Raw genomic sequence first — 15136 nt, 5'->3', positions numbered from 1 at the left:
CAAAAAAAGATATGCTAGCACACATTCATCATCAAGGGGAGACCTTTCAGGTTGACCTTTCGCAGCCTTTAGATATTTCTATTCCTATGAAATCTGACGCGGGAAGTCCCGTGGCATGGTACATTGAGCCGCCTAAAATTGAGCCTGTGGTTGAGAAAAACATGAAGGCTTTAGTGAGCGAAGGCTCTGTGATAAATTTTCAAAATATTCATTTTAATCCGCATGGTCACGGTACGCATACCGAGTGTGTGGGCCATATTACTGAAGAAATTTATTCGGTAAATGACGTCTTGACCGAGTTTTTCTTTACCGCAGAGGTGATTACCGTAGCGCCCGAAATGCGTGGCGAAGACCAGGTCATCACGCTAGTACAAATCCAGAATTCGTTGCTGGGCAAAAATCCAGAAGCGGTGGTGATAAGAACGCTTCCCAATGGTCGCGAAAAGCAGACAAAAAATTGGTCTAATACAAACTGGCCTTATTTGTTGAGCGAAGCAGCGATTTTCTTGCGCGAGATAGGTGTAAAACATCTTTTGATTGATTTGCCCAGCGTGGACCGCGAGCGTGACGAAGGTGAACTAGCAAGCCACAAAGCTTTCTGGAATGTGAAGCCAAAACAGCAACCACGCATGGATGCAACCATTACAGAAATGATATTTGTGCCGCATCACGTGAAGGATGGTAGCTATCTCCTCAATCTACAAATCGCTTCTTTTGACAATGATGCGTCGCCCAGTAAACCCGTTTTGTACAAGATTGTAAAAGACGCGCAATAATCCCATTTTGATACCTATCTTTATCTAATGGAATATCTGTTTATAGGTCTTGCGGCCGGCAGCATTGTCGCTTATTTTGTTTTTTCGCGCTTCAGCAAAAGCCAGAAAAATGCTAGGGCAAACACCCAGAGCGTTGTGCTTATGGAGAAGATTAGAAGCGTGTGTAAATTTATCACGGTAGAAGGTGATTTCTCTGAGATTTACCATTATACTAACGTGAAAGATAAGTGGATGAATTTATTGCTTGGCAGCAAAAAGGCGCTGATACTAATTGATGCAAAAGCGTATGTAGGTTTTGATTTGACTAAAATCAAAATGCATCCAGAAAATGGCAAGAAGACCATTCATCTTACCGGTTTTCCGGAACCTGAGCTGTTGAGCATTGAGACCGACTTTAAGTATTATGATAAAAAAGAAGGTTGGGCGAATCCATTTACTTCCTCAGATTTAACCGAAATTAACCGAGAGGCAAAACAGCACATCGTTGATAAAGTACCACAAAGCGGCTTGTACGATGAAGCCAGAAAACAGGCGTTAGAAACCGTAGCGCTGATGCAATCTGTTGTAGAAACCATCGGTTGGAAATTAGATTATACCGCGCTTGAAGAAGCCACTGCAAAAGAATTACCTCATGAAAAACAAGCTTGAGATGGTTGCCGTGCCGTTGCACGAGAAATACCGCATTCAGGAATTGGCAAACCGTATCTGGCCACCCAGTTTTAAAGATATTTTATCGCCAGCGCAGATTGAATACATGATGAACATGATGTACAGCGATGCAGCGCTTGAGGAGCAAATAGGGCAAAAGGGTCATGAATTTTTCATTTTGGAAATTGATGGCAAACCATCAGGCTATCTTTCTTTAGAGCATGGCGAAAATCAGCGTAGTAAAGTGCAGAAGATTTATTTGAGCCACGATTGTCATGGCCTTGGTGCTGGTAGATTTATGATGGATTTCGCTTCCGCGGAAGCGAAAAAAAACGACTCACAAACCCTTTATCTCAACGTCAACCGCTTTAATGCTGCGGTGAAATTCTATGAGCACTACGGCCTCAAAGTGGTAAAAGTAGAAGACAACGACATCGGGAACGGGTATTTGATGGAAGATTATGTGATGGAGAAATCGCTTTTTTAAAGTTACCAAATTTTGGTAACTTTGATAAAAAGCATCTGCAATGGGAAAAAACACATCGATTTCTTTAGGAAGCCATTTTGAAGAATTCATTAAGGCTGAAGTTAAGTCCGGTAAATATGGTTCTGTAAGCGAGGTTGTTCGCTCTGCATTGCGATTGCTAGAAAGCGAGAAGCGCAAAGAAGATGAGCTTATTAAAGCGCTAGAAAAGGGAGAAAGTAGCGGGTTTATTGAAGATTTTGATTCTAAAAATCACTTAAAAAGACTTCATGCTAAACACCTGTGAGAAGTTCTAAATATCATATCAGTAAGCACGCGCTTTTAGATATTGAAGACATTTGGATATATACTTTTCACAAATGGTCAAAAGAGCAGGCGGATAGATATTATCAGTTGATTTTTTCTGAAATTGATTTTATCGCAGAGAATTTTATCGCAGAGAATTTCATGGCAGGAAAATCAATTGAGCATATAAGAAAAGGGTACAGGGTTTCTAAAGTTAAATCGCATCTTATTTTTTATAGGAAGAATGTTGATGAGGTTGTAGAAATTATAAGAGTGCTACACCAGCGAATGGATGTTAAAACGAGATTAAGATAAATGCACGCCGAAGAAATACGCCAATATTGTATCGCAAAACCAGCGGTGACCGAGAGTTTTCCGTTTGATAATGACACGCTTGTTTTTAAGGTGATGAACAAGATGTTTGCGTTGCTCAGTCTTGAGAAATTTGAGCAGGGCGGTGGAAGTGTCAACTTAAAATGCGACCCTGATTGGGCTGAGGAATTGCGAGGTGAACATCCAGATGATATTTTGCCGGGTTTTCACATGAACAAAAAACACTGGAACACGGTGCAGGTAAATGGTGAGCTTTCGCCAAAATTTATCATCGAACTCATCGACCACAGTTACGGCCTCATTGTAAAAGGTCTTCCTAAAAAACTGAAACAACAACTCGAAAACGGCGACTACTAAGCATGCCCAATCCACAAGAATTTTACCAGGAAAATCTCAACGTCTATCAAGCAAAACATGCGGAAATCAAGAAGAAACTTGGCGTAAGCAGCACGCTGCGATTACTGGTTTTTCTTGCAATTATCGCTGTTTTTTATTTTTTATGGAGCTATACGCAGGTAATGATCGCGGTGGTTGTTGTGCTGGCCGTTTTCTTTGGTTTTTTAGTAAAACGACATACAAATCTGCAGTATAAACGGGATTTTTTACAGCAATTATTATCGCTCAACGAGACAGAAATTAAAGTCTTGCATCGTGATTTTTATGATTTGCCTTCCGGCGAAAAGTTCAAAGACGACACGCATTTCTACAGCATGGATGTTGACCTTTTTGGGCGTGGTTCGTTCTTTCAATATCTTAATCGTACCAGTCTGGAGAGCGGGGCAAAAAAGCTTTCAGAGCTGCTGAAAGCAAATGACATCACGCGCATTGAAGATAAGCAGAAAGCGATACAAGAACTTTCCGCGAAAGCGAAATGGAGACAAGAATTTAATGCCACTGCTGCACTCGCCAAGTCAGAAATGTCTGCAGAAGAAATCACCGGCTGGTTAAAGTCGTACACCTTTTTTGTCCCAAAAATCATGAAGGTTGTACCGCTTATTTTTTCGGTGTTTTCTATTGCGATTGTCGTGCTTGCATACTTTAGTATTGTTCCTGAAATGATTGTGGTTACCTGGCTTTTTCTGGGATTGGGAATTACGGGTTCTTACATCAAGAAAGTCATGGTTTTGGCTGATAAGACAGAAAAAGCTGCGAGTACTTTTCAGCAGTATTATAAGCTTATTCTGATGCTTGAAGAAGAGCATTTTGAATCTAGTTTACTTATTGAAGAGCTTACTAAAATTAAAAGTAGCGAACAGGAAAAAGCCTCACTAAAAATCAAGAAATTCTCTAAAATCCTTGATTCCCTTAACCAGCGTAACAACATGTTGGTGGGGATTTTCATCAACGGATTTTTCCTCAATGACCTTCGGCAGTCATACAATTTTGAGCGCTGGATCGAGGCGCATGCTGCTGATGTTGAGGCTTGGTTTGATGTGATTCACTTCTTTGATGCGTACAACAGTCTTGGTAATTTCAGCTTCAATCACCCAGGTTACGCTTTCGCGGAAGTGAAACAAAGTGGAGCAATACTAGATGCAAAAAACCTAGCTCATCCTTTGCTAGACCCTGCAAAAGCCGTGACAAATGATTTCGCTATAGCGGAAGAAAATTTCTTCATTATCACCGGCGCGAACATGGCTGGGAAAAGTACATTTTTAAGAACGGTTTCTTTGTCTATCGTGATGAGCAATATGGGTCTGCCCATTTTTGGGAAAGAGGTAAAATACAATCCTATTAAACTTATCACAAGCATGCGTACGAGTGATTCACTTACTGATGATGAATCGTATTTCTTTTCTGAGCTAAAACGCTTGCAAACCATTGTGAATGCCATCAATACCGACCGCTATTTTATCATTCTCGACGAAATTTTAAAGGGCACAAACAGCGAGGACAAGGCAAAAGGATCTAAGAAATTTGTGGAGAAACTGGTTGCTTCAAATTCTACCGGGATTATTGCCACGCATGATTTGAGTTTGTGTGAAATTGAGCAAGAATTAGAACCAGTTTCAAATTATTATTTTGACGCTCAAATCATCGATGGCGAACTCTACTTTGACTACACGTTTAAACCTGGTATTTGCCAGAATATGAACGCTTCTTTTTTACTTCAAAAGATGGGAATTATTTAAATATTTCTGAATTGAATATTTTATACAAGTAATTACTTTGAAAAATGCATAATCATAAAGCATTTCTATTGCAGATTTGATGATTTAGTGTCGTATGTCGCTTATTTTTAGTTGTTAATCGAACTAAGAATCTAAATTATCATCGATGTTTAAGAAAATTACTACTGCTTTTTTGCTTGTGTTTTTCTGCATCATTCATGCTAACGCACAGGTAGGAATAGGAACAAGCAACCCAGATCCTTCTTCTATTCTAGATATGAATTCTACTAGCGCAGGGATGCTTGCGCCTAGGATGACTACGACCCAGCGTAATGCTATTTCTTCTCCTGCTACGGGACTTCTGGTTTATGATCTTACAGAGTCGGCTTTTTATTTTTATGATGCTGGCTGGCAGCCAATAGGCTCCGTTCAAGCGGCAGAAACAAGAGATAACTACAAGCTTGTTAAGAATATTTCAGATCTAAGTGATGAACTTACCGCAGGAGGTGGATCGCTGTATCAACTCAATACAGATTATTTATATGAGATCAATGGTACGATCGTTTTTGATCATCCGGTAGATCTTAATGGAGCTTATGTTGAGGGTGTAGATGTGGGTGAAGATATTCTTGTAAATGCTAGTGGTGGTACATTTTTTACAGGTTCAACCGCTGGGAGTTTGCGAAATGTTACTATTAGCGGTGGAGGTCAGCAAATCTTTAATTTGTCTGGAGGAACGTTAGTCGTGAATAATTCAATTTTTGCAGGAGCTTCATCTTTAGGTTCTTTAACCGGTTTAGATCTTGTTTTTATGAGTGTAACGCAATATGTAAGCAATGCTAATGGTTATACGATTACTGGCTGCGATAGTTTTTTTATGAATAATCTTTTCTGGGAGCCTTCAAACACAGGAACTTTTATAGATTTTAACGGTGCTTTTGAAAATGTACAATTGGCTAATGGTCGCGTAATAACAGAGAGTGGAGAGACTGGTATAGATGTCGCAAGTAATCCTACGATATCAAATTCGGCAGCTATGAGCAATATAAGTTTCTCAGGAGCTGGTACGCGTGTACGCAAGTATACAACTGGTACATATACAAATTATAACTTCAGTACTGCATGGGATGTAAACTGTGAAGGTATCCCTGTTGAGACAGATGCAAATGCTACAGGTAATTTTTATTTTAATGGCTCACTTACCTCAGGATTTGTACAGTTAGTTAGTAGTTCTACACCAGTATTGATTCAAGGGTCAGGTATTTTTACAACTTCCGGTCTGTTTAGATTTACTTCAAATTTAACAGGAAATAGGCTGGAATATGAAGGAGTTAAAGCGAGGGATTTTCAAATTAATGCAAGTTTATCTGTGAGAGTTACAGATGCAAATAATGATTTTTATGCGTTTATATTTGCTAAAAACGGAGTTTTAATTAATCAATCTAATGCGGTTGTAAAAATTGATAATGCATCACAAATTCAAAATGTTAACCTTACAGCGGTTACCAATTTAGAGAACGGCGATTATATAGAAATTTATGTTCAGCGCCTTTCTGGTGGAGGGATTGATACAATGGCCATATTTTCAGAAAACCTCAGTCTTAAATAGCTTTCATTTTATTCGTTGAATGAATTATTTTATCTGTTAAAGAGTTACTTTTTAATTTAAGAGAGAACTCTTTTTTTATGCCTTTCGGCGAAAGCTACTCTGTCAAGATCCATTAATCTTCATATTTTTTAATTGCTTCATATTTTGTGAAATAACATCTAACATCTTTACTTATTAGATATTTACAAGTGAAAAACGTCATGAATAATTAAACAATTTTTTTGGTAAAACGATATTTTTTATACAAAAATTGACACAGGTCAATTTTTGTGTTTTTGTAAGTTAATGGTTACTAATTATTTGTAAAATTTAAGTTTGATCTTTTTTGCGATTTTATACTAGTACTTAATTTTAAGTTCCCAAATCACACCTGCTTAAAACCCTAATGCTATGTACAATAAACTAGTTATTGTCCTTGGCCTATTTATGCTTTTATGCACACCGCTATTTGCACAGGTAGGCATAGGTACAACAACTCCAGATCCATCTGCAATTCTGGATGTCAATTCTGCAACTGGTGGGATGTTGACTCCTAGAATGACTTCTGCGCAACGTCAAGCGATAAGTGATCCGGCACAAGGGCTTATTGTTTTTGATACAGATCAGGATTCTTTTTATTTCTACACAGGCGGAAGTTGGGATACTCTAGATAGTGAATCACGAGCAAATCATAAAATCATTAAATCTGTAGCAGATCTTGCTGATGAGTTATCAGCAGGCGGTGGCAGTTCATATCTTCTAGATGCAAATACACTTTATGAAGTAAACGGCGTGATTTCATTAGCAGTGCCTATTGATCTTAATAACTCATATATCTTTGGTAAAAACTCTGGTCAGGATAGGTTAGAAGCCACTGGCGGTACAGTTTTTCAAAGCACAAAAGGCGGTACTGTAAGACGTCTTACCATTAGCGCAATAGGTGGTATTATTTATGATTTTAACGCATCAAATGGTGGCGCTCTAGTTGTTAAAGATTGTTTTTTAAATGGATCTAATTCTGTAGGTACAGTTAATGGTTTTGACTTTATCTTTTTTAGAGCTGTTATTTACAGCAACAATAATGATGGTATCACTATTTCAAACATTGACAACGTGTATGTTGCTGGTCAAGGTTGGGATGCTACAAATAATGGAACCTATAAAACATTCTCAGGAGTTTTTAATTCTATCCAGAAAGAAGGAGGTTTTATGGAAGTTTCTAGCGGCGATGGAGCTGTAGGTATTGATATCACTGGTATTACCTCAATAGCAGGGAGCGCACAGCTTAAAGGTGTTAACTTCTACGGAGGCGGAACCTACGTTGTCGGCAATTCTCCTTATTCAGGTTATAATTTCACGAATGATTGGTATGTGGCTTGTCCAGGATTACCATTAGAAACAGATGATACAGCTACTGGTAACGTTAATTTAAATTACCCAATTGGCTTCGGTGCAGAGACAACGTTCTCAGGAAGAGGAACCTCAAGTAGAACAAAAGTGGTGGGTGACACAGACTCAGACAACCTTTTTAGATTTACATCCACAGGAGATAATCGCTTGATCTATGATGGTACAAAAACGCGTTTCTTTAATGTTACTACCAGTTTGTCTTATCAGGGTGATAATAACAATGCGATATTTATATTTTATCTAGCAAAAGGGACTAGCGGTTCTGGTACCGCTACAGTTCTTGAAAAAACAAGAGTATACAAACAGAACAACGGTAGTAATGACCTTGGTGCTGTTTCGATCGTGGGAACTGTTGAGCTTTCGCCTGGAGATTATATCGAGGTTTGGGCAGAAAGATACAGCGGCGGCGGTGACCTGCTCACTGTATCTCTTAATATGACTGCACAATAAATTAGAGCAATCTGCTCTGTCTCTTGTAAAAAGAATCTTGCTGACGTTTCATAAGTTCGCGAGCCATTTTCTTTTTGTAATCATAAAGCTCATCTTCTTCTGTAAGATCACCATAAACCTTGTCGTTAACCACATTATCTGCATCCACAAGATTTTTGCGTTGGTTGGCTTTTTGCGTTGCCCAAGATTTAAGTTCGCCCTCTGCGTCGGCTAGTTTGATGTCATATTCCCCTTTCGGCGAAATCAATTTTGCGAAAATAGGTGTGGTCTCAATAGCCAGAAATAACAGTAAAATAAAGAATGACGGAAGCCAAGGAAGTTCATCTAAAGCATCTACACGCGCCATGAGTCCATCAAAATTATCAATAATGGGTTGTGCATCTGCCACAGCAGTATCATACTGAGAAGCAAGTTCCACTTTTTGACTTTCAAGCGCTGCGATCTTCTCTGCGTTTGTTTTTTTAAGTTCTGCTAATTCAGCTAAAGCAGCATCGTGCTTCTCGCGTTTTTCTTTATAAACAGGACCTTTGCCTATTCGTTCAGTTCCGGCGCGTCCTTCCGCTTCAGCGATATAGGTTTCATAAAGCGCATTTACTTCATTTTCCTTTGCCTCAGTTTCTGCTTTGATCTTTGTGATTTCATTATCGATGGCCTGTGTCGCCGGAGTATATTGTTCTGCAATCTGATTTTGATTAGCCAGCGTGAGATCATTCTTCTGCTCTAGTAAAACACGATCTATTTCCTTCTCAAAGATCTTAAGCTCTAGAGGTTTTGAAATTACAATGGCGATAATGATAGCGAGTATAATTCGCGGAAGCGCCTGTAAAAACTCATCCATAAAGCTGTCGCGTTTCTTAATGGTAGAAACGATAAAACGGTCTAGATTGAAGATCAAAAGTCCCCAAACAAGCCCAAAACCAACAGCAACAGGAATGCTGTCAAATACTGTATAAAGTGCGTAACCAGCGGCTATAAAAGCCATTAGCGCAGTGAAGAAAACGGTGGCGCCAATGCCTACATATTTTGTTTGTTCTCCTTCTGCGCAGTTATCCAGTAGTTTAGAGTCTGCGCCAGAGCAAAGAATAAAAAAGCGTTTTAGCATAACTTAAAAATTGATTGATGAATGGGGTTAAGTTACTAAAACGCTCTTTGTTATATTGATATTGTATGCATTTTATGCACCATTACCATTGCGATCAATGTATTGTGTTTGATCCTTATGAAGGCTAATACCTAAGGTTTTCTAGTAAGTGCTTTTTAAATCAGCAAGCGTGATTTTACTGCCAGATTTTTTTACACCTATTTTAAAATCATCTATGTTACCTGGTCTATTGTCCTTTTTTCTCAGCTATTGTTAGAATTTTCTTTCCTGAGTTGTTGTTCAACATGATGTTATATTGATCAGCATTTTTAAACAGTTTTGATGCTTCGTCCTTAGAAATCTTTTTTCCATTATAGTAGATGTCTTCAGCACTTTCTATCATTTGCTTAGGAGAAGGCGGTGGCGGAGGTGGTGCTGGATGACCTATTACAGCCTTTTCATATTTCACGCTATTAATTTTAAAGGCTTCTAAAACATCCCAAAGTTCTTTAGTTCTTTTATCATCTACGCCGGGTAATTGATAAACGAGTAATGCTCTACGTTTACTTTTTTCCTTCACCCAATCTGAAAAGTTATCCCTGATGTAATCATTAATTCTTTCTAGAGATATATTGTCTTCTTTGCCCATCATTATTTTATCTGGGCCTAGAACTATTTTGAGAACATGAAAATCACTAGTATCAAACGGACCTTCTGGAGCCGGAGCTGGTGGTGGTGGTGGATTGTCACCCATCTTTGAGGCAGCATGTGCTGGTGGTGGCGGAGGTGGCGGTAATAACTGTCTTGGGCTAATTTTGTAAAGTGCTGTTTTCTTAAACTGCTCTTGAAGCTTTGCCCAATCAAAAGATTTAGAATCTGTTACTCTAAAATGAACGCTGTAATTCTTTTTTTCTTCTTCTGTCCAAGCTTTAGTGAGATTGTCTACTTCATTAGTAAAATCGTCTAGTTTAACTAATTTCCCATTCAGCCAGAGGCTTTTGTCAGTTACGGTAATATTTAGGACTTTTTCTTTTTGGAGAAATTGCTTTTCCATTTCTTTCCAGTCCTCAGTCTTTGTGAAGTTTACAAAACTCTCCAATGCAGAAGTAGTTATTAAATTAACCCTATAAGTATATTCACCATAGTTTTTAGCATTTTTCTCAAGTTTGCTTACTAGATAGCTACTGTATTGCTGACCATCTCGTAGATCTTTATTTCGAATGCGCTTACCATCTACCTAAACTCCATATTTAGCAGCATCCTTCCACTCCTTTATTTGTGATTGTGTGGGAGACTTTTTCTCTAAAATTCTATACTTAGGATTTTTGGAAATTTGATTAAGCTCTGCTTGAGTGATTACTTCAGGCTTTTTTGCTTCCTGACTTGCGGAGATGTTTACATTATTTACACCTTCTTTTCTCAAAATATCTTTAACATCTGTAAACAGACCCATTGGGGCGTCTTCGTCAATTTTTACTTTGGCAGAAACATTCTTTGAATTAGTTGAATTTGCTTTTAAAAACTCTTGAATTTTATCTTGTAGTTTTTCAACAGATGTTGCTTCTCCCATAAAATAGAGCTTTCCATTTTTGGTAACTTTAATTTCTAATACTTTGCTTTCGCTAGAAATTGTTCCTTGGGAAGTGGTTGCCATTCCACTTTCAGTAAAAACAGGCTTTGCCACGATCTCCTCGTTAAAAAGATAAGCGCAAAGCGCCAGTACGGGCAGCAAGAGTCCTAGCCGCAGTGCTAGTTTTCTTGCAGAGAATTTATTTGATAACATAATAATTCGCTTTTTAGTTAATGAATAATTAAGTGAACTCGCTAATGCAGTGTGATCAGTACCGCCAGAGTATCTAAACAATTGATGTACGTAAGCATCAATATTTTTATAATTTTTTATTGTGGCTCTATCGGCCAAAAACTCATGGTTAAGTGCAATGCTTTTTTTGTAAAAATGTATCAGCGGATTAAACCAAAACACAACTCGAAAAAACTCAATAAGCAGAATATCCCAACTGTGTTTTTGCTCAACATGAGCGCGTTCGTGCGCTAAAACTTCAGGCGCAATCGTATGATCTTTAAATTCTTGTTTGGGTAAGAAAATATATTTTAAGAATGAATGTGGTGTAATTTTTTGATGCAATAAAACATTCACATGCGTGGATTCTTTTATCTGCTCGTTATGATTGATCTTGCTGTTGATCCCTAGTAGATTTCGCGTAAAGCGAAAACCAAATAACAACACACCCGCTCCATAGATCGCCCAGAGTACAATTGACCAATTAAAGGGCTTCTCTTGCGACACAACTTCTTGCGCAGTTACAAGATCATTTTCTACCACCTGAAGGTTTTGCAGCACTGGTTGAGGTTCTACCTCTATGGCATAAGTTATCGTTATGAGCGGCAAGATCGCTGCGATAAACAGACTGGAAAGCAGATAATAACGCTTAAATCGATGTGCAGAAACCTGCTCTAGCGCTATCTTATAAAACGCCCAAAGTACAAGTAAGCACAAGATTGATTTTAAGATATAATCGATCATTTTTCTTGAGATTTGATGCGTTCGTCAATCAGTTTTTTTAAGTCTTCTAGCTCTTTTTGACTCAAGTCTGTTTCTTGGGTAAAGAAGGATGCAAACTGTGCTGCAGAGTTGTTGAAAAACGATTTTATCATCCCGTTCATCTGCTTTGAGAAGTAGTCTTTTTTCTTCACGAGAGGGTAATATTCGCGAGACCTTCCTGTTTTTTCATAATCTACAAAACCTTTGTCTTGCATGCGTTTTAGCAATGTAGCCACCGTTGTTGTTGCAGGTTTTGGCTCAGGATAACCAGCGATTAGATCCTTCATGACCGCTTTTTTGTGCGACCATAATATTTGCATAAGTTGTTCTTCGGCGTTACTAAGTTGCATGACTTTAGATTTTGTTTCTACAAATGTAGAATATTATTTTAATTCTACAAGTGTAGAGTAATATTTTTTGGCTACAGCCCAAAAATGATAACCACAAATTAGCCTTATCTTTGCCCGAAAATCTACTACAATGAGCCTAGAACAAGAACTTTTTGCCCGCGGTGAAAACGCATGTGAACTTTGTAAAAGTCAAGACGATCTACAGATTTATGAAGTTCCTGAAGCGCCAGAAAGTGGTTCTGCAGGAAGTATTCTTGTATGCGGCACATGCGCAGATCAACTTAATGATCCAGAAAAAATAGAGCCTAATCACTGGCGCTGTTTAAATGATAGTATGTGGAGCACTGAGCCTGCTGTGCAAGTTGTGGCGTATAGAATGTTGAACAAATTAAAAGCTGAAGGCTGGCCGCAAGATCTGCTAGATATGATGTATATGGAGCCGGCTACAGAAGAGTGGGCGAAGGCTGGTATAGTTGCATCTGCTCCTGCTGGGATCGTGCACCGCGATAGTAACGGTAATACTCTTGAAGCGGGAGATTCTGTTGTGTTGATCAAAGATCTTAAGGTTAAAGGCAGCAGTATGATCGCAAAGCAAGGCACGGCCGTGCGTCGCATTTCGCTAGATCACGAGAACGAAAAATACATCGAGGGAAAAGTGGATGGTCAACACATTGTGATCATCACAGATTATGTAAAAAAGATCTAAAATTTTCACTCATTATGAATGTGTTAAGTCAAATATAACATCGCATTAATAGCGCCATTTACTGCCTTGCAGTAATTTGGAGCTATGACTAACAAAAAAGAAAAACTTGCCAGATTTGGTATCGCGGCAAAGGGTGCTGTCTATGCACTCATCGGACTTCTAACTGCTCTTGCGGCCTTTAATCTGGGCGGCTCTATGAGCGGCAACACAAATGCACTTCAATTTATCGCATCGCAACCTTTTGGGAGGATTTTGCTGGCTATTTTAGGTATCGGTCTCTTTGGGTATTCTTTTTACAGACTGTATGAAGCTATCAAAGGTTCAGGGAAAAAGTGGAGTGAATTTAAGGGTTTTGTAAAGCGCGCTGGTTTTGTGGTGAGCGCTTTTTTTTATGGAACTTTAGGTTTCACTGCCGTGAAAATGACGCTGGGAAAATCAAGCGGTTCAGGCGGTGATAGCATGGTGCAAACCATTATGAGCAAGCCTTATGGGCCATATTTGCTAGGCTTTGTAGCCATTTGCCTCGCCGGAAAATCTTTTTATCAATTCTATAAAGGTTTTACAGGAAAATACCGTCATGATGTTGAAGAACACAAACTTTCTTCAAAAGTGAAAAAAACACTTTTGCGTGCAGGAGCTGTAGGATTTACTGCTCGTGGCATTGTTTCTGGGATCGTGGCGTATTTACTTTTTAAAGTTGCCATCACGCACCAAGGCTCAGCCAGTGGTAAAGTTGCAGCTTTTGAGTTTCTGCAAAATTCTCTAGGAGCCTCGGTGATGGGCTTAGTTGCATTAGGGCTTGTTGCCTATGCGGTTTTTATGTTTGTGCAAGCAAAATATGCTGACGTACGCTTCTAAGATTCTTTAAATAAGCGTGTGAACTCATGATAAAAATGCGGGATGGTCTGTATTCCTTTTAAGAAATTCCAGATCCCGAAATGCTCATTAGGCGAGTGAATGGCGTCGCTATTAAGGCCAAAGCCCATTAAAATGGTTTTGCTTCCTAATTCTTTTTCAAATAACGCAACAATAGGAATACTTCCGCCGCTAAATTGTGGTACCGGAGTTTTGCCAAATGTTTTTTCGTAGGCGATCTCTGCCGCTTTGTAGCCTATATTATCTAGTGGCGTTACATACGCTTGCCCACCGTGGTGTGGAGTCACTTTTACTTTTACACCTTCAGGCGCAAGACTTATAAAATGCTTCTTGAATAATTCAGTGATCTCCTTCCAGTCTTGATCGGACACAAGTCTCATGCTAATTTTGGCGTAAGCCTTACTTGCAATTACAGTTTTTGCGCCTTCTCCTATATAACCACCCCAGATACCGTTTACATCTAGCGTAGGTCTTATTCCTGTGCGCTCATTTGTGGTGTAATCCTTCTCGCCGTGCACATCTGCAATATCTAGCGCTTCTTTATATTCGTCAAGCGAAAAGGGCGCTTCTGCCATCTTTTCGCGCTCAGCGGGAGTAAGTTCTAATACGTTATCATAAAATCCTGGGATGGTAATATGATTATTTTCGTCGTGCAATTGAGAGATCATATCACACAGGATGTTGATGGGGTTTGCAACCGCGCCGCCATAAAGTCCGCTGTGAAGGTCACGATTAGGTCCGGTAACTTCTACTTCAACATAGCTTAAGCCGCGTAAGCCGGTTGTTATGCTTGGTACATCGTTAGCGATCATCCCAGTGTCAGAGATCAAGATCACATCGTTGCTAAGTTTTTCTTGATTGCGCTTAATGAACCATTCAAGATTTTCACTTCCTACTTCTTCTTCACCTTCAATCATGAATTTTACGTTGCATGGAAGATCATCTTGCGCGAGCATGTATTCTACCGCTTTAACGTGCATGTACATTTGCCCTTTGTCGTCACAAGCGCCACGAGCAAAGATCGCTCCTTGCGGATGTTTAAGCGTTTCTTTGATCACTGGCTCAAATGGCGGACTGTCCCATAACTCAACAGGATCTGGTGGTTGCACGTCATAATGACCATAAACTAGAACCGTGGGAAGATCAGGATTAAGGATTTTTTCGGCATAAACCACAGGATTGCCCGGTGTCTCACAAACTTCTACAGCGGTGCAACCTATTTTATTAAGATTGTTTGCAATACTTTCAGCAGCTTTGATCACGTCATTTTTGTACGCAGAGTCTGCGCTAATTGACGGTATTTTAAGTAGTTCGATTAACTCTTCGAGAAAACGATCTTTGTTCTCTTTTATATAAAGTTGAATGTCTTTCATGGTAAAAATTATATAGCTGTAAATTTAATGAATATGAAGATGAAATTTTTTTCAAAAAAATGATTTCGCAATCAAAAATCTTTTCTATATTTGCAGCCCATT

The 15136-nt window shown here is 39.0% G+C and carries 16 protein-coding genes; 11 read left to right on the top strand and 5 right to left on the bottom strand.

Annotation, left to right across the window (positions count from 1 at the left end):
• Window positions 1–11 precede the first annotated feature (11 nt).
• The 9 genes from ACZ5L8_RS11710 (at window position 12) to ACZ5L8_RS11670 (ending at window position 8085) form a co-directional block, all read left to right on the top strand.
• Window positions 12–776, top strand: a complete 765-nt coding sequence (locus ACZ5L8_RS11710) for a cyclase family protein (RefSeq protein ID WP_464437703.1) — start codon at window positions 12–14, stop codon at window positions 774–776.
• Between the two features lie 27 nt (window positions 777–803).
• Window positions 804–1424 carry a DUF4230 domain-containing protein gene (locus ACZ5L8_RS11705; protein ID WP_464437701.1) on the top strand — a complete coding sequence of 207 codons (621 nt, stop codon included), beginning with the start codon at window positions 804–806 and terminating at the stop codon, window positions 1422–1424.
• Window positions 1408–1911, top strand: a complete 504-nt coding sequence (locus ACZ5L8_RS11700; RefSeq protein WP_464437698.1) for a GNAT family N-acetyltransferase — start codon at window positions 1408–1410, stop codon at window positions 1909–1911. The genes ACZ5L8_RS11705 and ACZ5L8_RS11700 overlap by 17 nt, the downstream gene beginning before the upstream one ends.
• Before the next feature lie 40 nt (window positions 1912–1951).
• Window positions 1952–2194 carry a type II toxin-antitoxin system ParD family antitoxin gene (locus ACZ5L8_RS11695; protein WP_464437696.1) on the top strand — a complete coding sequence of 81 codons (243 nt, stop codon included), beginning with the start codon at window positions 1952–1954 and terminating at the stop codon, window positions 2192–2194.
• On the top strand, window positions 2191–2508 hold the full coding sequence (locus ACZ5L8_RS11690; protein ID WP_464437695.1) for a type II toxin-antitoxin system RelE/ParE family toxin: 318 nt from the start codon (window positions 2191–2193) through the stop codon (window positions 2506–2508). The genes ACZ5L8_RS11695 and ACZ5L8_RS11690 overlap by 4 nt, the downstream gene beginning before the upstream one ends.
• Window positions 2509–2883, top strand: coding sequence for an MmcQ/YjbR family DNA-binding protein (locus ACZ5L8_RS11685; RefSeq protein ID WP_464437692.1), 375 nt, complete (start codon window positions 2509–2511; stop codon window positions 2881–2883).
• A 2-nt stretch (window positions 2884–2885) separates the two neighbouring features.
• Window positions 2886–4658: a MutS-related protein gene (locus tag ACZ5L8_RS11680; protein ID WP_464437690.1), complete on the top strand. Its 1773-nt coding sequence runs from the start codon at window positions 2886–2888 to the stop codon at window positions 4656–4658.
• 145 nt (window positions 4659–4803) lie between these two features.
• The gene (locus ACZ5L8_RS11675; RefSeq protein WP_464437688.1) at window positions 4804–6246 is read left to right on the top strand and encodes a cell wall anchor protein; all 1443 of its coding nucleotides are present in this window, start codon (window positions 4804–4806) and stop codon (window positions 6244–6246) included.
• Window positions 6247–6636: 390 nt separating this feature from the next.
• Window positions 6637–8085: a hypothetical protein gene (locus ACZ5L8_RS11670; protein WP_464437686.1), complete on the top strand. Its 1449-nt coding sequence runs from the start codon at window positions 6637–6639 to the stop codon at window positions 8083–8085.
• Window position 8086: 1 nt separating this feature from the next.
• Here the strand turns inward: ACZ5L8_RS11670 and ACZ5L8_RS11665 are convergent, their stop codons facing one another.
• The 4 genes from ACZ5L8_RS11665 to ACZ5L8_RS11650 form a co-directional block, all read right to left on the bottom strand.
• On the bottom strand, window positions 8087–9187 hold the full coding sequence (locus ACZ5L8_RS11665) for a DUF4407 domain-containing protein (protein ID WP_464437683.1): 1101 nt from the start codon (window positions 9185–9187) through the stop codon (window positions 8087–8089).
• Between the two features lie 226 nt (window positions 9188–9413).
• Window positions 9414–10265 (bottom strand): hypothetical protein, encoded by an 852-nt coding sequence (locus ACZ5L8_RS11660; protein ID WP_464437681.1) that lies wholly within the window; start codon window positions 10263–10265, stop codon window positions 9414–9416.
• Window positions 10266–10403: 138 nt separating this feature from the next.
• Window positions 10404–11711: a M56 family metallopeptidase gene (locus ACZ5L8_RS11655; RefSeq protein ID WP_464437679.1), complete on the bottom strand. Its 1308-nt coding sequence runs from the start codon at window positions 11709–11711 to the stop codon at window positions 10404–10406.
• A complete protein-coding gene (locus ACZ5L8_RS11650) occupies window positions 11708–12079 on the bottom strand; it encodes a BlaI/MecI/CopY family transcriptional regulator (RefSeq protein WP_464437677.1) in 372 nt (123 codons plus the stop codon). Before ACZ5L8_RS11650 ends, ACZ5L8_RS11655 begins: the two co-directional genes overlap by 4 nt.
• Before the next feature lie 130 nt (window positions 12080–12209).
• Between ACZ5L8_RS11650 and ACZ5L8_RS11645 the strand changes: the two genes are divergently transcribed.
• Window positions 12210–12785, top strand: a complete 576-nt coding sequence (locus tag ACZ5L8_RS11645; protein ID WP_464437676.1) for a PhnA domain-containing protein — start codon at window positions 12210–12212, stop codon at window positions 12783–12785.
• 84 nt (window positions 12786–12869) lie between these two features.
• Complete coding sequence (locus ACZ5L8_RS11640; RefSeq protein ID WP_464437674.1) at window positions 12870–13643, top strand: DUF1206 domain-containing protein; 774 nt, start codon at window positions 12870–12872, stop codon at window positions 13641–13643.
• Here ACZ5L8_RS11640 and ACZ5L8_RS11635 read toward each other — a convergent pair.
• The gene (locus ACZ5L8_RS11635; protein WP_464437672.1) at window positions 13640–15034 is read right to left on the bottom strand and encodes a dipeptidase; all 1395 of its coding nucleotides are present in this window, start codon (window positions 15032–15034) and stop codon (window positions 13640–13642) included. The genes ACZ5L8_RS11640 and ACZ5L8_RS11635 overlap by 4 nt on opposite strands.
• Window positions 15035–15136 lie beyond the last annotated feature (102 nt).

The sequence above is a fragment of the Leeuwenhoekiella obamensis genome (genome assembly GCF_055391795.1).
This window is presented reverse-complemented; position numbering and strand designations above follow the sequence as displayed.